Source organism: Chitinophaga sp. G7 BAM 1005 (assembly GCF_057126945.1).
On the sequence record NZ_CP181478.1, the window covers coordinates 2162120 to 2183692 of the forward strand.

Genomic DNA, 21573 nt, shown 5'->3' on the forward strand with positions numbered 1-21573 from the left:
GACACTTGTTGTAAACAAACTGAAAGGAGAAACAGGGAACGGAAAACCCGGATCTTCTGCAACGTCGTTTTTATTGCCTGCACTTTCATCGCCTTATTTGAATACCCGGTATGAAGGTATATAAAATGTAAAGCCCCATAAACTCTTCCCGGCTAAAACATTTTTATAGACTTTTGTCAGCGTGTATTTCGCTCATCCTTGCCGGCTGAGCTGCGTATTATGCTCAATGTCTGAATGTCAACCATTTATCCATTTTGATGCCCTTTATCCCGGTAAAAACCGGCTGGTCTCTTATACAGATTCTTTTTACTTAATAAACACTAAAAACATGGAAACACACACCCTTCACATTCCAGCCCTGGAATTTCCGACCCCTTCTGCCATAAGTCCGCTTGCGGAAGAGGTACAGGTACACACTTTCAAATGGGCCCATGAATTCTGTCTGGAGTCGCCCGAAAAACTCAAACGGTTTAACAAAGGCAAATTTGGGTGGTACGCCGCCCGGGAATATCCTGCCGCAAACTATGAAGAACTATGCCTGGTGGGCGATCTGATCACCTGGCTGTTTACCATCGACGACAAATGCGACCGCTTTTCCTCCGGCGCCCTGGAAGGCGCCTGGCTACGCAACATGCTGAACGGCTTTATCGCCATCATGGAACACGGGGAAAGCTCCGTGGAAACGCCCCTGAATAATGCGCTGACCAACATCCGCTCCCGCTTTCAACGCCTCAGCCCCCCGTTCCTGTATTCCCTGTTCTGTAAAGAAATGGTGTCCTATTTTGAAGAATGCCTATGGGAAACAGAAATGCAGGAAGGAGAGTATAGCCCCAGCATCCGGGAATATCTCCAGTGGCGACCCAAAACCGGCTTCTACATTATGTTCCCGCTGGTAAGCATCTTCGGGAAAATTGACCTGCCGGAAGAAGTATATGAACACTGGCTGGTAAAGAAAATAGAGCTGTTGCTGAACCTGACGGCCAACCTGGCAAACGACCTCCACTCCCTGGAACGGGAAAGGGAACTGAAAACGAAAGGACTGAACCTGGTACTGATCTATGAACAGGAACTGAGCATTTCCCTGGAAGAAGCCATTCAGCAGATTTCGGACGAATACCACCGCAATTTGCTCACGCTGGAAGAACACCGCGCCAGCCTTCCCTTCTGGAGCCCTGAAATAAATGCACAGCTGGATGTGTATATCGACGGCCTGTACATCGCCATCAAAGCCTATTTCGACTGGGCGCTCATCGATACCGAGCGATACAAAAGTAAAGTTTAGACTTTTATAGATTTAGACGGGAGATGTTTTATCATTTCAGTATGCAGATCCTCAAAAGAAAAAGGCTTATTAAAGAATGCATTCGCACCTGCCTTTAAAAGCTCCTCGGATTCATTACTGTATTTGTTGAAAGCATCTCCCGATATAACAATAAACGGGATGTCGGAAAACGCAGGAATAGCCCGCAACTGCAGCAAAAATTCCCGGCCGTTCATCACCGGCATCTGCGAATCAGTGATAATGATATCCGGCCTCTCCGCCAGTACGGCTTCCATCGCCTCCTTCCCGTTACAGCACAACAGGGCGGTTGCACCTCCTTTGGTCACAAATTTTTCGATCACATACCGGTTCATCTGGTTGTCATCCACAATCAGCACCTTCATCCCCTCAAATTCATCTTTCCCGATCTCAAATTTCTTTTCAGCGGTAGTTTCCGGATGCGCGGACCGGTAAGGAATAAAAAACTCAAAAATAGTATGATGATCTTCACTGATCACCCGGATCCTGCCCTCCAGCAACGTAACCAGTTGCTGCGTCAGATGCAGGCCGATGCCCGTGCCGGATGTAATATGGTTCCGCTCCGACTCATAGGGAAGAAATAGTTTCTCCTGCCGCTCAGGCGCTATCTCGCCTTCATTTTTAACACGGAAATAAATGTGGTTGCCCTCCCGGTAAACACTGATCACCACCTGTTCGCCCGGAGGGGAAAACTTGACGGCATTGGATGTAAGGTTATTGATGATTTTAATAAGAACGATTTCGTCACTTTCTATAAATTGCTGGGGCAACTGGTAGTTCAATACGATGCTAACGTTCTGCAAAGCGCCGGCGTACTGGTTCATTGCCATACACTGCTCAATACAGTTCTGCAGGTGAACAGTACCCATCCTGATTTCGAGGAACTTGCCGGCCTCAATCCGTTTCAGATCCAGTACGTTGTTTACAATGTCCCGCGATAGCTGGGCGGCGCCTGATAGGTTCTTCAGGTCTGTGCTTATTTCCTGCATGACGGGCGCCTGCTTATTTTCCTTCCGCACCATATCCAGCAGTTGCGCAATGCCGTAAATACTGTTCAAAGGTGTCTTCAGCTCGTGAAATGTTTCCCGCAGGAAAGCAGCATTGGTAGATAATACCTTGTTTGATTTGCTAAGATCATCCATCAGCCGGGTGATCTCCTTTATAAACTCGAAGATGACAAACAATATAAAAGTAAGCATACCACCGGTGGTACAAAGCCGCATAATATAAGCAGAAGTAGGGTGGATGTCTATCGGTTTGATAAAGCCAAAAAAGGTATTCAGCTGTGTCGCCACCAGCAATATGGCAATCGCCAGCAATAATCCTATTCTTGCCTTGTGCCGTTTGTATACCAGGAAAGAGCCGCAAATGAGGAAGACCAGTAGAAAAACAATCACCACTTCAATAGGGATAGCATTGCCCAATAGAATTGTCCAGTAACCTGCGGCTACATAATGTATGGCAAACATGCTGAAGTTGGCGCTGTCCTTCTTCCCCAAACCATTTAAAACAATCACGCCAAACATCCCGATACCCTCCAGTAATAATGGCAACAGGATCAGTAAACTGTGTACCAGCAGGTAAAAAACACCTCCAAGGATGAAAACGAGCATGCCGGTCAGAAATGCCAGGGAATTGATAATAATGAGGGTACGTTTCTCTGACTCCGTGGAATATTGGGTGCCAGCGTTTTTAATAATATTCAAAATATGCATGCGTCATTTTTGAGGGTTGTAGGCGTAGAAAACGTATACATTCTGGTGTACCTTTCATGATAAATTAAAACCAATATACGAATTACTGATAACATACGTAAAAGCCGGGTATATCCTGCTGACCCGCAAAACGCCAAAAGAAAAAGGCCAGCGGAAATAATACCTGTTTTGGTGTTATTCTTGATACCTTTCCTAAAAAACCTTTTGTTATGATACAGCACCTGAATGCGAATGTAAATGGTCAGTCGTATTCCCTGGATATCCAGCCGGATACCTACAACGGCCGTTCTGTGTATTACTTACTGAACAATAACATAGGAGAACTGTTCCATCATGCAGTACCGGATAACCTCATGCTGATGGAGAACGGTGATGGCTTTACCTGCTCCCCGCGGCTTACGGAAATGGAGGGCGGCTACATCGTACAACAGATCTGGGAGGCTATTCAACACAGTAAGAAACCGTAGTTCAACGGTAAAGAAAATGGATGCATCAATATGTATCCATTTTTTATGAGCGTAAAGTATTGTAGAGATTAATACTTGTTGTGTGAATTTTATTCTATGAATATACTTTGGAACGATTGCAGGAAAATACTCTGTGTCCGCCTGGATAATATAGGCGATCTGCTGATGAGTACACCGGCTTTCAGGGCATTAAAAGAATCCTTTCAATGTCGCCTCACTCTCCTGACCTCTGCCGCTGCTGCACCGGTAGCAGCGGATATCCCGGAAATAGATGAGGTTATTGTATTTAATGCGCCGTGGGTAAAGCATGATCACGTAGTGATGCCGGAAAACTACCAGCAACTGGTAGAAACACTGCGTAAGGAACATTTCGATGCGGCTATTATATTCACCGTATACAGCCAGAACCCATTGCCCACCGCCATGCTGGCTTTCGAGGCGGGCATCCCCCTGCGGCTCGCCTATTGCCGGGAAAATCCCTACCAGCTGCTTACCCATTGGATTCCGGATGAAGAGCCGCTGCATGCCATGCATCACCAGGTGGAAAGAGATATAAACCTGGTAGCATATACCGGCGCCAAAGCAGGGAGTACAAAGCTTTCGCTGCAAACGCATGAAACGCATTGGCCCGGTATCATTAAAAAAATGAGATTGTACGGCGCCGATCACCAGCGTCCCTGGATCATCATGCATCCGATGGTGCAGGACGTTAAACGACAGTACAACTTTCATAAATGGGTGGAAATCGGTCAGCAGGTAATCGCACATCACCGGTGCCAGTTGCTGATCACCGGCAACACAGGTGAAGAAGCTGCCGGGGATGCCCTGAAAGAAGCAATCGGCCCCGGCGCTATCAATTTTGCAGGGGCTTTATCTGTTGCGGAGTTCGCCCTGCTGATCCGCAAAAGCCCGCTGGTGATTTCGGTAAATACCGGCACTATTCATATTGCTGCCGCTACGGCTACGCCGGTAGTGGTGTTATACGCACTAACAAATATACAGCACACCCCCTGGCGGGTAAGAAGCGAAGTATTATATTTTGATATTCCCCCTGCACTCCAGAGCAAAAATGTATTGTTGCAATATTCCTATCACCAGATCCCTAAAAATCAGTTGAAGAAAGCTACTGTGGAAAACGTACTGAAAGCAGTGAACAAACTGATGCAACCTGTGTAGATACCCCTGCAAAAGGCCACCTTATCTTATAATAAATGCTGCAGTTTGTTCAGCACAGTTTTCATGTTAATACCCTTCCCCAGCAAACCTTTCAGCAGGTCGCCTTCTTCCGCAATCCGCTGCGGCATGTTGTAAATATTGAAGTCAGATACCTTTAATCCTTTCTTCACTTCTTCCCATCGCAAAGGCGCCGACACGGTTGCTCCCGGCCTGGGTCGCAGGGAGTAAGCCACCGCCATCGTTTGTATTTGCCGGTTCTGCATAAAATCGAGATAGATCCGGCCTTTCCTTTTGGCCGGCGTTCTCAATACACTGGTGCGGTCCGGTAATTGTTTATTGGCAATGTTTACAATCAGCTCCGCCAGCATTCTCGACTGCCCGAAGCTGTATTTAGCTCCCAGCGGAATCAGTATATGCATGCCCGTAGCCCCGGAGGTTTTTACAAAGGAGGACGCGCCAATCTCATCCAAAATATCTTTAATCACCAATGCGGTTTCAATCACCTCGTTAAAGGAATTGGTGTCGGGATCCAGGTCTATCAGGCAATAATCCGGTTCATCAGGATGCTGTATCCTGCTGTGCCAGGGATTTAATTCAATACATCCCAGGTTGGCCATGTACAAAAGGGTAGCCCTGTCTTTACAAACAAGAAATGATTTTGTTTCCCCATCGGATTCGCTGGCATAGGGAAAAGTCGGGATCCAGGCAGCTACCTTGTCTTCCACATTCTTCTGGTAAAAATTAAAACCCCTGATGCCTTCCGGGAACCTGTTGAGCGACTGTGGCCGGTCTTTCAGATAAGGCAGTATATAATCAGCGATGGCCGCGTAGTAGTTGATCATATCCCGCTTGGTGATGCCTTCATCCGGCCAGTATAATTTATCAAGATTCGTAAATTTCAGCAGTTTTCCATCTACCTTTATTTCTGCCTGTTGCTCCTCCTCCGGTAAAAATCTGCCCGCCTCTTTTTTCCGGTTGGCTATTTTTCTGCCGGCAGGAGGGGGAACAACTTTTACTCCCTTTTCATCTGCTGCTTTTTTATCTTCCCGTAATCCCATGAATACCGGCTGACGAAGAATTCCTTCCCGCGTTATTTCCGCAAACTTCACTTCACATACCAGCACTGGCTTTAGCCAGGTGGCCGGCATGTTTGTCTGCGGCGTTGTTTTAAACGGATGCTTTGGCGCGAGGAGCGACTGGAACTTTGCAAAAAGTTCTTTTAGTAGTTTATCATTAAACCCGCCGCCGGTATGACCAATATATTTCAGTTCTTTCCCTTCATACTTTCCCAGTATAATTGCACCGAAATGCTTGCGGCTGTTCCTGCCGGCCGTATATCCGCAGATGATGGCTTCCATCCGGTGACTGTTTTTTATTTTCAGCCAGCTCTCTGTTCTGCGCCCCATAATGTAGTTGCTGGCGGCTGCTTTGGCCATTACGCCTTCCAGTCCTTTATCTATGGCGGCGTTATAAAACGCGGTGCCTTGCCCGCTGATATGATTGCTGTACCGGATGATATCATGATCTGCTGGTATAATCTCCGCCAGGATAGCCTTTCGTTCTTCCAGTGGTAAATGCGTAAGATCTTTACCGTTATACCAGGGCAAATCAAAAAGGTAGTAAACAAGATGCGCACTTTTGCCGTGTTTGAAATAGTTCTGCAAAGCCTGGAAGTCGGGATTGCCTTTTTCATCTACCGCCACAATTTCGCCGTCTGTTACGGCCTTTACTTTCCATTGCTGCAACGCTGCTGTGATCACACTGAATTTCTCATTAAAAGAAAGCTGGTTCCGGGAAAGCAGGTCTACCTTGCCATTGTTGAGATACCCGATGGCGCGGTAACCATCCCACTTTATTTCATAGAGCCAATCCTCTTTATCAAATGGCCTGGAAGTAACCGTTGCCAGCATAGGTTTTATGCCTTTAGGCATCGGAGCGGTTTTGCCTTTTTTCAACAGCGCGGTAAGATTATCTGCTGGTGCAGTTGTTTTCTTAGCAGTGGTCTGCTTCCGGTTGCTTTTCCAGATCTTGTCCGGATTTTTTGCTATCTGCTCAATGGTTTTTCCTGAAATTACCGATTTGTTTTTGGTGGTAATATCTGTCTTCAATGCGTAACGGTCTTTTACTTTCATCAGCAGCCAGGCATTGTCGCCTCTGCCGGTAGCCTTTACCAACGCAAAAGCGCCCCTGAGTTTTTTTCCTTTGAGTATCAGTTTCAACTTGCCGCTGTGCAGCTGGTGCAGCAGGTTTTTTGTTTGGTGTTTTTTATCGGCGCCGTCAGCATCCGCCATTTCATAGGCGCCTTCATCCCATATGATCACAGTGCCGGCGCCATAGTTGCCTTCCGGAATAATACCTTCAAAATCCTTATAGTTATACGGATGATCTTCTACCATCATGGCCAGCCGTTTCACTCCGGGGTCCATAGAAGGGCCTTTGGGCACTGCCCAGCTTTTCAGTACTCCCCGCATTTCCAGGCGGAAATCGTAATGCAGGTGGGACGCATCGTGCTTTTGTACAACAAAGTGTAGCAACTGATCCTCACCTTTCCCACCCGTAGGTTCAGGTGTTTTACTAAAGCTTCTTTTCTGCCGGTATTTTTCCAGGCTCATGGCCAGCATATTTTAGATACTATATATACGCTTTCGGGATACATCCGGTTGTTCCAGTCCCTGATGTGCCAGAGGCCGATGGAATAAGTATCTCGCGTTATTATAACTATTGGTTTAATATACACAAGTAAATACTATGCCACGGAAGGGGAGACGGGTTGTTTATAGCTCATGCTGCTGTTCATACTGGCATGATTTGCCGATTTTTTTAGTGATAACATTTCATTTTTTTATTGTTATAAAAAGATAGGTTATGGAACTGTACGATCAAAAAAAGGAACCGGCGTACCAGGGCTTTTCTTTGGTCTGTGTTATTTCTTCTCTTTGACAAAATTACCGGCGTTATCAAAAAATAATCTCTTTTTATCACTGCCCTTATGAACGCCCACTTCTATCTGTTGCGCTGTTTTATCAGGCCGGATGGTTCTTTTAATTTTGTCGGAATCTATCAGGTATCCCTTATAGTTCTTCACAATATAAGTAGATACATTTTGCGGCAGCCGGGAATTGATAATCAGCTCTTTGGCTTCTATCAGGTGCCCGCTTTCATCATAAGAAGCCTCCAGGTTGCCGCCCCGTTTACCGGTAATATTGAGGACATACACATTGAAATCGCCGCTGCTTACCTCACTGAGGTTGTTTTCTGTTACCTCCCAGTTCGACTTATATGTTTTCAGCGGCATTTTCAGTACCTGTTTCAGGGTCATGTTGGGGAAGTTTTTTTTCAATGAGTCCTGTACAGATCTCGGAACAGCATTGTTGTTGATTTTTTTGGCGTCAACGATTACCTCGTCGTCCTGTGCCCGGAGGGCGCCCGTAATGCAAAATAGGAACAGCAGAATAAATGATAAGTGAAGTGCTTTCATGATATTAGATTTATGTGAGAAATGTGGATGGTATCCTGGTCATTTTTTTTCAAATGACTTCAGGTTATACGCAAGCGTGAGCATAAAAGTGTTGCCCTGTATCCTGTTCTGCGCGCCCATTTCAGCTATCCAGCGGAAGTTGAATAACGTTCTGATATGAGGCGCATAATAACTGCCCTCCAGGCCGGCGCCAAAGATCTGGTCTTTGGCTGGATCCAATGCGTAGCTGCCCGCCAGCGGAATTTTATCCGTGGTGGTTTTAAACTGCATATAGTACACAACGCCGGCATTGATGATACGGGGAACCGGACCGGCAGCTGCTTTTTTATACCATGTTTTGCCTAAGCCGCCTTCAATGCTGAGGTTATCACCGGTTTTAATACCGGCATCTTTCTTTTCGGAGTTGAATGCATACGATAGTAATGCAGAGAAGTGAATGAGTTTTGCTTTATCAAGAAAAACGGTGCTGCCGGCAGAGAATTCATTTGCCAGCTGTCCGAGCCCACTGTTGTCATCGCCCCCCATTTCATACTTTCCGCTGGGGAAATACAGGGCGTAGCCGAACAGGAAATCGGCATGTTTGGTATGCCACCCAAGCTGAACAGGCTGGAAATAAATGTCACTGAAAGCAAATGGCGATTTGGTGGTAGTCACCGTAGATTCCAGCCGGTTGCTGGCAAACGGAAACAATACCGATCCGCCGTAGTGAGCGCCCAGTATTTTTAAATTGGTTACCCAGTTGCCGCCAACACCGGTAACAAACATATTAAGACCCAGATTGTCTGTAATAACATCGCCCTTGCTGTTCTTTAATTTGGAGGCGGAATAAAAATATACAGGTACTATCAGTGCAAAGCCGGGAGGCGCCTGTGTACCGGATTGCAGGCCCGCATCGCCCAGTAAATGATCGCCTTTCAGCTGAGCAGATGCAGGAGCAAGTACACATAACAATACCGATAAAGCTGTTAGGAGAGGAGTGCGCGTAATCTCTTTGTTCATCATCTTGCAGAAGTTTAAAAAATGCAATAAAAGAGATGAGAGAGATTTGTATATGCCTGGGAGGAAAAATTCTACCTGCAAGGTAAACAGATATTTTTAAAGTGCCATAAATTTTTATAAAAAAAGAATAAAGTTGTATAACTTTTTCTGGCATCGTGATGTTATAGAAAGACAAGATTACAACAATCTTCCCTCGGCATATGCTATACTGGCAAATCATCTTCACTGTAACAAATACTTTGTCTTTTTATATACAGCCATCACGAAGTAGCCTAAGCATGTCAAAGCAACGGGTGGCCGGTCAGCAACTGGGTAACAGTTGCCCATCGCCTGAGATACTTAATCAATAATACAGGCAGAGCCGGTCCGGAAGATCACGGATGGTAGTGGGGTTGTATAAATCGTGCAGGCTCCGGGCCGACACTCTGCCCATTTTTAGCATCAGTCAATATAAAAACGGTATATAAAATGATTATTTCATCACGATACAAGTTCTTTACAACCCGCCATCGTGATTCATTCCTGTACGGTTTCTCAATAGTACACTAGCGTGGAATCTACAGGCGATGAAGATTGCGGGGTGTTCTCACCCTGCATGTTTTTTTAAATCACATTTTACCTCCTGAATACTTATAACGGTTGAGTGAATGAAAACGGCAGGGAATTTCCCCCCCTGCCATTATTTTTTTATGTATTTAAAGAAAATCTGCCGCAAATAAAAAGGCTGCGTCTTAGACAAGACACAGCCGTTCCTAAGCATAAACAAATTAGCAATCATCAATTCTTAAATATTCTTATTAATTTTTTAGTTGTTCAGGAATAGCCCGATATTGAAGTTGAAACTCTTGAGATTATCGTTCCGGAAGAGATCATTTTTGTTGGTAGCATAAGAATAGGCTGCTCCCAGTAAAATGCCCCAGTTACCGCCGTTAGGACGTATCAGCACCCCTATTTCAGGCCGTACTGCAAACCCCCAGTTGTTTTGCGTGTCCTCAAATATATTGTAGTAAATATTCTGCTCTGCATACTGCGTACCTATACCCAGGCCAACATAAGGCATGGCTTTTTTACCATAGTTAAAATAGTAGTGCGCGGTGGCCATAACAGGTACAGTATAAATCACGCGATCCATATCCGTTGTAATGGCCGAATTACCATCCTTGTAAACGATCGTTTGCGTAGGGATATATTGCTCATAGGAATTCCAGCTCACCGCAATGCCAAATGATACAGGCGCCTGTTTCAGAAAATGACGGTACTCTGCTTTGCCGCCGGCGAAACTGGTTTTGTCGAGGAAGTCGTTGTTGGTGGGTATCGCTATTTCCCAGGATAAACCAAACAGGTTATTCATTCTGCCCTGGGCAAAGCTGCTCCCGAAACCCAACGTAAGCACTAATCCCAGTATAATATACTTTTTCATAATTTTCTTTTTAATAGTGAACTATTGGGCACTCAGGTATGTCGATTGAACAAATGCCTGATCAATACCATCCAGCGCACGTTGCAGGTTAGTGGATGCTGAACTGCCTAAAGCGCCGTTCAGGTTCATCGTCCAGGCAACATCCAGCTTCTGGTTTGCCTGCGCATTTTTCACATCAATGATTTCTGCAATCACACTACCGGTAGTGACAGAGTAGGTAGTAGCCCAGGGATAATAATAAGGATAGTACCAGCCCCAGTCCCAGGGATCCCAATAGCCTGGATAACCCCACCAGTAGCCAGGGTAAACAATACCTACGGTTACATCTTTCACTGCTACGGTATTAATACCCAGATCCGGGTTCCTGTTTCTGCCTACATAAGTATAACCTCTTGCTTCCATGTTCTTCCTGATCTGCGCTACCAGCGATTTTGCGGTATTGTCTGTCAGGATACTGTCCTTGGGATTACTGCTGATATAAGCAACGGTATCTGAAATATAGAACGTCTTATAGGTGTTGAACTGAGCAGCCGGGTCCTTATCTGTTTGCACAACAAAGTTGCCCGAAAGCTCCGAGAGATCCGGCTCTTTCCGACAAGCAGCAAATATTACCAGCGCTGTTAACAGGAGATGATTAAATTTTTTCATTGCGGTTATTTTTGAGTCATTACAATAACTATCCCTTCGGATACTGCTGATCCGTTACCATTGGAAAATACCTGCTATCGTTGCATGTACAGGCATGCCACAGTGATTATGGACCCTGGTGGATGGTGGAAGTAAAAGTATTTGCATTCATAGTTATGCCTTGAGTTGTTAAGAATACATCAATTATTTTTTTATCCATCAGTATAAACGATACGCTGCCGTATCTTATCCTGGAAGATAAAAAGCCGTGTTCTACAGATGGCCATTGCGGCTACATCGTAAAAGGCAATGTTTGATGATGCTACATAACTATGCTTAGGGATATGCTATTTATTGCTTTGGTTTTGTTGTTTATTTTTAATTGTTAAGTGTATTACGGTAAATCCGGATAGCGCCTTTTAATAATGTCTTGAATGGTGCTTTTGGTGACAATGTTCTTATTCTAACACAGCGGATCGCAGAAATGTTTAAACATATTGATTTTTATTTTTTATAGATAATTTCGGTGTTTTGGATACCAGAGAAACAGCACCAACCACATAATTGTTTAGCTGATTTTTAATATTTTTATTTTTTGGCAGATATAAAAGAAGCGATTATCTTGCAGATATCACTCCGGTTATTTTTCTCCTGAGCATTCCGCATAACAGCAATTCATCTCCCTTATTCAGTAATATTTATTTTCAGTAATGATTCCTTTCCGTGTGTGTATGATTACCTTGTATTGTTTACTGGCAGAGCATTACAGAAAAAATTAGAATACTTCTTTTTCGTAACGTGGAATTTAAAAAGGTATACATGCGGCGTGTTCACACGCTGCATTATTTTTCTTCTTCACGGATTTTTCCAGGCATAGACAATACATCATCTAACCCATGTTCATGCAAATGATTTATTCATTTCCCGGACATGACAGCTTTTTTCTTTTTCAAAAAACGAAAAGCAAAAGCATATGATGTTATACCGCATATTTTTATTGATGTGCTGCCTCAGTAGCTTCTCCCTCCGCACAGCAGCGCAGCGGTGGCCTTATCATATCACTGCCTCACAGGGTACCATTACCGTGTATCAACCCCAACCACAATCATTCCGTAGTAATAACCTGTCTGCTATTGCAGCCATATCCTTTCAGAAAGCAGGCGCAGACCCGGTTTTTGGGGCAGTATGGCTGGATGCAAAGGTGGAAACAAACAGGGATACGCGCATCGTTACTATGCAGGAACTGAAAGTGGAAAACGTAAAGTTTCCGGGGAATACAGATACCACAAAAGTGTTACAACTAAAAAGTTTACTGGAGCAGGAATTACCAAAGCACGATCTGCACGTAACATTGGATGAGTTGCTGAGCGGGCTGGCCGAAAATAATCCCGCCGCCGTTGCTGCACTAAAGAATGATCCTCCGAAGATCATTTTCAAAGAACAAAATTCTTTACTGGTTACTATCGACGGAGAACCGAAAACGCAACCGGATAAAAGTCTCGGAATGTCGCGTGTAGTGAATACTCCTTTCCTGATTGTACAGGAGAAAAGCGGTCACCCTTATTATCTGTTTATAGCAGGGAGATGGTTCAGCGCATCTAACCCCACCGGCTACTGGGCCTTTGTAAAGAATCCTCCGTCTGCCATACAAAAAGCAGGAAAGAAAATAACGGCTGATAATAAGGAAACACCTATCCCGCTGGACTCGCTGCCGCAGATCGTGGTAAGCACCGTACCCGCAGAATTGCTTCAAAGCAGCGGCACGCCCGACTTTGCACCTGTTGCCGGTACCTCGCTGCTCTACATGAGCAATTCCCCCGATAACATCTTCCTGCAGATCTCCACACAGGAATATTATGTGCTGCTGTCGGGCCGATGGTACTTGTCGCGCAGCCTGCAGGGCCCGTGGGATTATGTAGCGCCTGACAAGCTGCCGAAAGACTTTGCCCAAATACCGGAAGGAGCCAGAAAAGATGTGGTGCTGGCCAGCGTGCCTGGAACACCCGCCGCAAAGGAAGCGGTGATGGATGCACAAGTGCTGCAAACAGCCAAAGTAGACCGTAAAAAGGCCACAACTACGGTGACCTATGATGGGGCGCCAAAGTTCGCCGCGGTGTCAAATACGGGGCTGGAATACGCCGTTAACACGGCTTCCGTCGTTTTGAAGGAAGGCAACATGTACTATGTAGTGGATAAGGGCGTATGGTTTACCGGCAACACCCCCAACGGCCCCTGGACCGCCGCCACCAGCAGACCCGCAGACGTGGATAAAATACCTCCGGACTCACCGGTGTATAATGTAAAATATGTGTACGTGTATGACGTAACCCCCGACGTAATTTACATGGGTTACACACCGGGTTACACCGGTTGCTACGTAATGGGACCCACGGTGGTATACGGCACGGGCTATGCCTACGCGCCGTGGTACGGCAGTATGTATTATCCCCGCCCGGTTACCTGGGGATTCGGGATGTCATATAGTCCCTGGACCGGCTGGAGCATCGGCTTCGGTGTAAGCGTAGGGTTCTTTCATTTTGGTATCGGCTACAACTTTGGCGGCGGATGGTGGGGACCACCCATTTATCGCCCGCCGTTCTTTTATCCTTATCCGCATGTATATGGCCGCGGATCAGTGGTGATCAACAACATCCATGTCAATAACTTTTATAATCACACCAACAATATTTACAACCACCGCACAGACGTGGTAACAAGAGATCGGAATCTCTCGGGCGCTACACAGGGCCGCATCTCCCGCGCTACCCAGGGCAATTTATCAGCCGTTACCCAACGCCCTGACATCCAGGCCGACCACAACGGGAACGTATTTCAAAGAAACAATTCCGGCGGCTGGCAGCAACGGGAGGGCAATCAATGGCGCCCCGCTTCAAACGGCGCAAGCCGCCAACAAATGGAACAACAGTTTCAGCAAAGACAACGGGGCTGGCAGCACAACGAAAACTTCCGGCAATCGTTTCAACGCCCGCAGGGAAACTTCCGCTCCGGCGGATTTCAAAGAAGACATTAACTCTAAAACGTAGTATATGAGAACACTGATTTCCTGGTTGCTGATGATGAGCATCACGTATAGCGTTACTGCCCAAACCGCTATTACAGTAAGTAACAACATGGTGGAAGATGATCTTGTAACCACCATCTTCGGAAAAAACAAACTCTCCCTGCTGGCCGATAACCTGAAGATTTCCCCGCTGGAAGAAAGGGCTTTTGAAGAAGCATTCCTGGAATATGAAACAGAAAAAAGCCCCTGGTTGTCGGAAAGAATCGCCCTGCTGAAGATGTACAACGAGGAATTTACATCGCTCGACAACGCAAAGCTGAATAGCCTTACCAAACAGCTGATCAACAACGACCTCGAATTTGGCCGCCTGCAGATGCGCTACTTCCGGAAAATGAACAAGGTGCTGGGCGCTACCCGCGCAGCCAAATTCTTTCAACTCGATAGTTATATAGAACAATCCACCCGTGTATACATCCAGCAGCAACTGCCCTTTATCAAAGAACTGGAATCAGACAAGGCAGGAACAGTGCAGCATATAAAAGGCCTCACTCACAGGTAATGGGAGTATACCAGGCATTATCTGGTTTAAATGAAGCGGCATGCATATCACATCTTCCTTAATAAAAATAAAATGGCTGGTCCTCCAGTGGCTGATCGCAGGGATCTCCCTGCCCGCAGCTGCACAGGACTCCCTGCCAAAGGAAATAAAACCTCCCAAAAAGAAGATCAGTCTGCACGATTCATTGGATCATGCCATTGATTTCAGCGATTTTATGATCGATGCAAACGGATTTATACCCATCCCCATCCTGATTACAGAGCCTGCTGTTGGCATTGGTGGCGCTGTTGCACCCGTGCTCCTGAGAAAAAGACATCAACCAGCCAGTTACAAAAAACATAAGAACATGGCTGCTATACCACCTGATGTTACCGGCGGATTCGGTTTTTATACGGCTAACAAAAGCTGGGGAGGCGGCGCCGGCAGAAGTGGTACCATCATCCCCTGGGGTGTGCGCTATAAAGTATTTGCGGCCTACCTCGATATGAACATCGATTTCTACAAAACACTCCCCGTAAAAGGAGAAACAGAATTTGGCGTGAACATTAAAACCATCCCGTTTTTTTTACAAGTGCAGAAACAACTCGGCTTCTCTAACTGGCATGCAGGTGTCCGGTACATCTTTACCAAAACCACCGCCAAACTGGAAGAATCTATTCTGCCGGATTCATCATTTAAACCAAAGGAAATGGATAATATCAGCAGCATTGTGGGTGTATTCGTGGAATATGATAAAAGGGATAATGAATTTACACCCGGTAAAGGCACCAAATTACACGTAGGCGCCAATTTCTCCAGCCATATTTTCGGAAGCGATTTCGATTACACCAACCTGGAAGCATATGCTTATCACTACATCCCCATCGGCAGAAAAAAGAAATGGGTATGTGGCCTCCGGGCAGACATGCAGCAGGTGTTGGGCGATATTCCCTTTTATTACAAACCATCCATCGATTTAAGAGGTATTCCCAAAGGACGTTACCAGGGAGATGTAAACATGCTCATAGAAACAGAGCAGCGATGGAACGTTGCCAGGCGCTGGAGCGCCGTATTTTTTACCGGTGTGGGTAAAGCGTTTGATGATTATCCGGATTTCGGATCAGCCTCCTGGGACTATAGCTATGGTACCGGTTTCAGGTACCTGATGGCCCGCAAATTTGGCTTATACATGGGCGCAGATATTGCCAGGGGCCCGGAACAATGGGGCTTTTACATACAGTTCGGCAGCGCATGGCTGAAGTGACCATTTAAATTTCTTATATGCCTTATTTAAAAAAATACAGTCTCGTAGTATTCCTGTTATTGATAGGTTGCCAGGCGCTGAAAGGCCAGGCACTGATCGCATTGCTGTTTGGAAAAAAGATCACCAACGACCGCCTGAAGCTGGGAATTATACTCGGCGCCTCTTCCAGCTGGCTGGAAAATGCCACGGGGCAACACACCCGTAACGGGTTTGCTATCGGCGCCTATACCAGTTATGATTTTAATGATAAATGGCAGGGCGTAATGGACATCGTGATGAAATCACCCAAAGGAGCAAAAAACATCCGGTATGAAAATACATTTATTACCCCTGATGATCCGCAACTGGTTGGAACGGAAATAGACCGCAACATTACTTACATCACTGTAACGCCATTGATACGTTACAAGTTCAGCCCTTCCTTCGGACTGGCGATAGGACCACATATCGGCGCAAGAACAAACGCAAAAGACACTTATCAGAAATCAATGGATCAGGGCGACCTGTCGTACCGGTATAACAATAAAGACCATACGCACCTCGCCGATGCAGGCGCCACCTTCGATGTGCAGTATGTATTAATGAAAGGCAAAGGCCTGCGGCTGAATGCACAATTCAATTTCGGGTTCGTGAATATTTATAAAGACACCGACATGAGCGCGTATAACCGGCAGGTGCTGCTGGCAGTAGGAATCCCCATTGGCGGTGGCAATAAATCAGGTAAAAAATAATTCTTATGAAAACAATGATCCTCCTGTTTTTATTATTGATCGGTGGAACGGCGGTCTTTGCACAAGCCACTGACGACACTCATCATAAACACAAAGCTACGCCTCCGTGGTATGTAGACCGATTCCGTATTGCTGCAGGCTTCTTTGTACCGTTTAATCACACCAGCATCAGTATAGGCAATACCTCCGGAACCCGCGGTACAGAAATCAGTTTTGAAAACACATTGGGATATAACACTGCCAGCTATACGTTTCTGGGCGACTTCCAATGGCGCGCCGGGAGACGATCCCGTTTCGATCTGGCCTATTACCGCATCCAGCGTAACACGGCCCATGTGCTCGACCGCAATGTTACATTCGGTGATCATATCTACCCGGTAGATGCAGGCATCACCAGCTTTTTTAATACAGATATTTACCGCTTCTCTTACGGTTATGCGTTACTGAGCAAACCAAAGGCAGAAGCCGGCATCATGATAGGCGCACATATTATAAAAGTAGACGTAGGACTGGCAGGCTATGCGAACAGCGCAGGTTTCGCCGCCAGCGATAGTTACGGCTTCACCGCGCCACTACCCGATATCGGTATCTGGGGCGGCTACACGTTTGCGCCGCGATGGGCCATAACAGGTGAACTAAGTTATTTCTCACTGGACATAGATAATATCGACGGACGCATCATTGCAGCCAACCTGCAGGTGATGTACCGCGTGGTGCAACGCCTCAGCGTTACCGCCGGTTACACCGGCTTTAATTTTAAAGTAGATGCCACAAAGAAAAACCTGGTAGGACACCTGGTATGGGGCTTCAACGGACCTTCCGTATCTGCAACCTGGTCGTTCGGACATAAACCCTGGTAATTGAAATATACACAGGATCAATTCAAAAAAAAATAAACAAAAGATCTGGTGTTTATAAGACAAAGATCCCCCTCTTAAGTATAAACCAAATTGCATCATCCCAGTTCTTTATTCCAAATGGACAGAAAGTTGAAGTATTATTTTTTATATCAGAACTTTTTTCTTTTATGAGATGTTAATATTCAGACAAGGGAAACATATTCCCTTCCACGCAGCAGCAATCCGTTGCGAAACCGGGTATCACACCCGCTGCATCCTGAGCATATCAAGCAAGCATCATCCTGACATTGATTCCTTTTAGTGTTGTTATTTGCCGAACCGGCATGCCCCGTCATGCCACAAACGCCTGGATGTTCATGCAAAATTTTTCTATCGTCATAAGTCTAAGATTAACGGATACAATAGTTGGCAAAACCTATGTAGCCGGCAGGGAGTTCTCTCCCTGCCATTCACTTTAATTCATACCTGCCATGTGGAAACATACACTCATATCATTTTCATTGGTACTGCTGGAAGCCACGGCAATGGCCCAGGCAGGAGCCGGTATGAAAATAGGTGACAAGGACAAACATTACAAAGACAGTTTGCGCCGGGCCGGGTACCCCTATCGCTTCCCTATACTCGGAAGCAGGATGGTGGAGAAAGGCTTCAGCGTTCAATACCCTGTAGGAGCCATGCTCAACCTCAACGGTGGGCAACAGGAGGTTAATATCACAGATTTGAAGGTGGGCTTTAACGACATGGAGCCGGTACCACTCGACTTTATAAAGTTTGGCGATGTAAAAGCGCATATGCAAAGTGTAACCACCCGGTTGGATCTCTGGATACTACCCTTCATAGACCTCTATGGTATTATAGGCCTCGTGCAGGCGAAAACAAATGTAAATATCAATGCACCCTTTCAGTTTTCCAGCGAAGCGGATTTCAAAGGATATACGATGGGGCTCGGCACCACACTGGCTGGCGGTTATCATGGTATCATCACCATCACAGATGTTAATTACACCTGGACGCATCTGGACAAGCTGGATGATGTGGTAAAAGCATTCATGGTAACCCCCAGGATAGGATATAATTTTCAGTTTACAGAAAAACCTGGAAAGTCCGTAGCAGCATGGATAGGAGCCACCGGTTTTTTTGTAAATAAAGGCACCAGTGGCTCCATTGATCTGGCAGATCTCAAACCCACAATGGACCCGGCCCAGGCACAAAAGATCATCGACGAAACAGAGCAATGGTACCAGGCATTACCCCGCCCGCAACAGGTAGTAGTAAAGCGTATAGCCCAGGCCGTACAAAACAAAATGAATAATCTTCCTGATGATATCACTATTAATTACTCGCTGAAGAAAAACCCGGTATCTAACTGGAGCATGGTTATAGGCGCACAGTATCAGTTTAATAAAAGATGGCAGGTTAGAACAGAAGCCGGCTTCCTCGGCGGACGAAAATCGCTTTTGTTATCAGGAAACTACAGATGGCGCTGGTGAAATGGGTATATACCATACTACTATTTGCGGCCGGTTGTTTCACGATGCCTGTTTTAATATATGCGCAAACGTTACACCCGGAGGAAAGCGACCTGATTGAATTTATGGATGGCGACCGGGTTAGGGGTAAAGTAAAACAAATCCAGCGGGGAGAACTCTCCCTGGACCCCGATAAACTGGAAGACCTGGTAACTATTAAACTGAGAAATATAAAATCAATTACAGCGCGCAGGAAGTTATACCGGATAGAAAGTGTGGCGAACATCAGGTACCTGGGCATCCTGGAACCTGGTCGTGGCCCCGGATGGGTAAAGATCATACAGGAAAACGATACCACCGAACTGTTCATTGAAGACCTGGATAATATAGAAAACATGGATGATAATTTTTGGAAACGGCTCGATGGATCTGCCAGTCTTGGTTTTTCGTACTCCCGTTCCAGTAATATAGGCCGTATGAATGAGAGCCATAATATGACCTACAGTACAAAGAACTGGTTGTTCTTAACATCGGGAGACCTGATGTATACGATCGACAATGAGTTTAAAGGAATAGAAAAGGCAGATCTGGCCGTGCAGGCATATATCGAATTCTGGAAAAATTGGTTTGCCTTGTCTTCCGTTCAGTTCCAGCGCAGCACAGAATTAGGGTTGAGTGCACGTATGCAGCTGGCGGAAGGAGCAGGACCCATACTCATTAAAAACCGGAAGAATGATTTAAGGGCAGCTGCCGGGTTTTCTATTCAAAAGGAATACAGCACAGACAGTACAAATACGAATCGCGCAATCTCTGCTGAAATTCCGCTGTTTGTGAATTATTACCTGTACGAGCTGGGCACGCCCTACCTCACTTTGCAGGCAACTAATTCATTGTTCTTTAGCTTGTCGCAGAAAGGCCGCTGGCGCGTTGATCAGAGCATTACACTGTATTGGAAAATTGTAACGCACCTGAACCTGAACGTACAGTTTTATTTCGATTATGATAGCAACCCACCGGATGTAAGCGCACAGAAAGTGGATTTCGGAACGGTGTTCAGCATAGGATATTCATGGTAATATTTAACTCTCCTCAAATGAAATGTAACAAACTACTGGTACTGTGCAGTATACTGCTGACACCCGCTTTAATCAGGGCGCAACAGGCGCCTCCTCCCGGCGGCGCCCTGTCGCAGGAGGAAATTGCCAAATCCAATAACCCCCTGGCGGAACTGAACCAGATCAGTTTTCACGACTATATAACCATGCACCAGCGTGGCACTACGGAAGTATCCAATACCATGAACCTCAGAGGAGTAATGGTAGCCGGGCGGCAAATCATCCGTGCCACTATTCCGTTTACCACGCTGCCGGCAGACAATAAGATGGGCTATAACTCCGGCCTGGGCGATATCCAGCTCTTTGACGCAATCCGCTTTTCCAAAAACGGCGCTTCCACCGATCTGGCCGTAGGCCCTATGATTGTATTCCCCACCGGCAGTAATGATTATCTCGGTACAGGCAAATGGCAGGCCGGCGGCGCATTTATCGCCATACATCATATCCCCGGCGGACATGTACTGGGTTCACTGGTTACTTATCAGCATTCGTTTGCCGGTCAGGCAGACCGCGCAGAGGTGAGCGTACTGGCTTTTCAGCCAACGGTGACCTTCAACATCGCAGCAGGATTGTATGCACGGAGCGCCGGCGCTACCTGGACGTTTGATTTTGAAAACCACCGCACCCTCGTTCCATTTGGGTTAGGCATGGGTAAAGTATTCAAGGCGCATCATACAATGGTGAATATTTTTATAGAGCCACAACTCACTGTATACAGCGAAGGCGCCGGCCAGCCTGCCTACCAGGTGTTTTTTGGAATGAACCTGCAGTGGGCAAAAAAAGCTAAATAATTCTTTTACAACCTCACATAAACTGAATATCATGAAAAAAGCACTCCTCTATTCTGTCATCGCACTATTGATGCTGGCGGCCTGCGGACCCACGTTGAAAGTAACATCAGACGTGAACAAACAGGCCAGCTTTGCCGGTTATAAAACTTTCGCCCTGTATAATCCCGCCGGTCAGAAAAGCCCGGTCAGCGAATTAAACAGGGATCGTATCAATAGTGGCGTGGTTGCCGCTATGATAGCCAAAGGCTATACCCAGTCTGATACTACCGGCGCCGACCTGCTCGTGAATCCAATCACCATCGCCAAACAAGGCCAGAACGTAACAGCTAATACCGACTACTACGGCTACGGCGGCTTCTACCGGCCTTACTACTGGGGCGGCGGTATGGGTATGGCGTCCAGCAACACTACCTTCTCTGTAGATAAATACATTGACGGCTCCCTCATTATTGACGTGATAGACCGCGAAAAAAGAAATCTGTTATGGCAAGGTGTAGGTAACAGCCAGATTGATGGACCCATCAAAGATCCGGATACAAAGATCCCTGCCGCCGTAACAAAGATCATGGCGAGCTTCCCGGCAAAAATGTAGCATGCAGCA

At 46.2% G+C, this 21573-nt stretch carries 18 protein-coding genes; 12 read left to right on the forward strand and 6 right to left on the reverse strand.

The window, feature by feature from the left end:
• Nucleotides 1-328 precede the first annotated feature (328 nt).
• Complete coding sequence (locus ACMXI2_RS08725) at nt 329-1282, forward strand: terpene synthase family protein (RefSeq protein WP_483781303.1); 954 nt, start codon at nt 329-331, stop codon at nt 1280-1282.
• Here the strand turns inward: ACMXI2_RS08725 and ACMXI2_RS08730 are convergent.
• Nucleotides 1279-3015 (reverse strand): ATP-binding response regulator, encoded by a 1737-nt coding sequence (locus ACMXI2_RS08730; RefSeq protein ID WP_483781304.1) that lies wholly within the window; start codon nt 3013-3015, stop codon nt 1279-1281. The two genes, ACMXI2_RS08725 and ACMXI2_RS08730, sit on opposite strands and share 4 nt — an antisense overlap.
• Before the next feature lie 209 nt (nt 3016-3224).
• On the opposite strand from ACMXI2_RS08730, the gene ACMXI2_RS08735 reads away from it, so the two are divergent.
• Together ACMXI2_RS08735 and ACMXI2_RS08740 are read left to right on the forward strand one after the other, a co-directional pair.
• Nucleotides 3225-3482 carry a hypothetical protein gene (locus tag ACMXI2_RS08735; RefSeq protein ID WP_079467939.1) on the forward strand — a complete coding sequence of 86 codons (258 nt, stop codon included), beginning with the start codon at nt 3225-3227 and terminating at the stop codon, nt 3480-3482.
• Nucleotides 3483-3578: 96 nt separating this feature from the next.
• Nucleotides 3579-4658, forward strand: coding sequence for a glycosyltransferase family 9 protein (locus ACMXI2_RS08740; RefSeq protein WP_483781305.1), 1080 nt, complete (start codon nt 3579-3581; stop codon nt 4656-4658).
• Nucleotides 4659-4684: 26 nt separating this feature from the next.
• On the opposite strand, the gene ligD is transcribed toward ACMXI2_RS08740, so the two are convergent.
• The 5 genes from ligD to ACMXI2_RS08765 all read right to left on the reverse strand — a co-directional run bounded on the left by ligD (nt 4685) and on the right by ACMXI2_RS08765 (nt 11203).
• On the reverse strand, nt 4685-7270 hold the full coding sequence (gene ligD / locus ACMXI2_RS08745; protein WP_483781306.1) for a DNA ligase D: 2586 nt from the start codon (nt 7268-7270) through the stop codon (nt 4685-4687).
• Nucleotides 7271-7581: 311 nt separating this feature from the next.
• Nucleotides 7582-8136 (reverse strand): hypothetical protein, encoded by a 555-nt coding sequence (locus tag ACMXI2_RS08750; protein ID WP_483781307.1) that lies wholly within the window; start codon nt 8134-8136, stop codon nt 7582-7584.
• A gap of 39 nt (nt 8137-8175) precedes the next feature.
• Nucleotides 8176-9138 carry a SphA family protein gene (locus ACMXI2_RS08755; RefSeq protein ID WP_483781308.1) on the reverse strand — a complete coding sequence of 321 codons (963 nt, stop codon included), beginning with the start codon at nt 9136-9138 and terminating at the stop codon, nt 8176-8178.
• Nucleotides 9139-9940: 802 nt separating this feature from the next.
• Nucleotides 9941-10555: an outer membrane beta-barrel protein gene (locus tag ACMXI2_RS08760; RefSeq protein WP_483781309.1), complete on the reverse strand. Its 615-nt coding sequence runs from the start codon at nt 10553-10555 to the stop codon at nt 9941-9943.
• 21 nt (nt 10556-10576) lie between these two features.
• The gene (locus ACMXI2_RS08765) at nt 10577-11203 is read right to left on the reverse strand and encodes a DUF4136 domain-containing protein (protein ID WP_483781310.1); all 627 of its coding nucleotides are present in this window, start codon (nt 11201-11203) and stop codon (nt 10577-10579) included.
• A 952-nt stretch (nt 11204-12155) separates the two neighbouring features.
• Here ACMXI2_RS08765 and ACMXI2_RS08770 point away from each other — a divergent pair.
• From ACMXI2_RS08770 to ACMXI2_RS08810, 9 genes are all read left to right on the forward strand, one after another.
• Entirely contained in the window at nt 12156-14213 is a 2058-nt protein-coding gene (locus tag ACMXI2_RS08770; protein WP_483781311.1) for a hypothetical protein, read from the forward strand.
• Nucleotides 14214-14229: 16 nt separating this feature from the next.
• Complete coding sequence (locus tag ACMXI2_RS08775; protein ID WP_483781312.1) at nt 14230-14763, forward strand: hypothetical protein; 534 nt, start codon at nt 14230-14232, stop codon at nt 14761-14763.
• 40 nt (nt 14764-14803) lie between these two features.
• Nucleotides 14804-16006, forward strand: a complete 1203-nt coding sequence (locus ACMXI2_RS08780) for a BamA/TamA family outer membrane protein (RefSeq protein ID WP_483781313.1) — start codon at nt 14804-14806, stop codon at nt 16004-16006.
• 17 nt (nt 16007-16023) lie between these two features.
• Nucleotides 16024-16737 (forward strand): outer membrane beta-barrel protein, encoded by a 714-nt coding sequence (locus ACMXI2_RS08785; protein ID WP_483781314.1) that lies wholly within the window; start codon nt 16024-16026, stop codon nt 16735-16737.
• Nucleotides 16738-16742: 5 nt separating this feature from the next.
• Nucleotides 16743-17597, forward strand: coding sequence for a hypothetical protein (locus ACMXI2_RS08790; RefSeq protein WP_483781315.1), 855 nt, complete (start codon nt 16743-16745; stop codon nt 17595-17597).
• Between the two features lie 470 nt (nt 17598-18067).
• Complete coding sequence (locus ACMXI2_RS08795; RefSeq protein ID WP_483781316.1) at nt 18068-19087, forward strand: hypothetical protein; 1020 nt, start codon at nt 18068-18070, stop codon at nt 19085-19087.
• A complete protein-coding gene (locus tag ACMXI2_RS08800) occupies nt 19075-20142 on the forward strand; it encodes a DUF481 domain-containing protein (protein ID WP_483781317.1) in 1068 nt (355 codons plus the stop codon). The genes ACMXI2_RS08795 and ACMXI2_RS08800 overlap by 13 nt, the downstream gene beginning before the upstream one ends.
• 17 nt (nt 20143-20159) lie before the next feature.
• Nucleotides 20160-20972, forward strand: a complete 813-nt coding sequence (locus tag ACMXI2_RS08805; RefSeq protein ID WP_483781318.1) for a hypothetical protein — start codon at nt 20160-20162, stop codon at nt 20970-20972.
• Between the two features lie 31 nt (nt 20973-21003).
• Nucleotides 21004-21564, forward strand: coding sequence for a DUF4136 domain-containing protein (locus ACMXI2_RS08810; protein ID WP_483781319.1), 561 nt, complete (start codon nt 21004-21006; stop codon nt 21562-21564).
• Nucleotides 21565-21573: the final 9 nt, after the last annotated feature.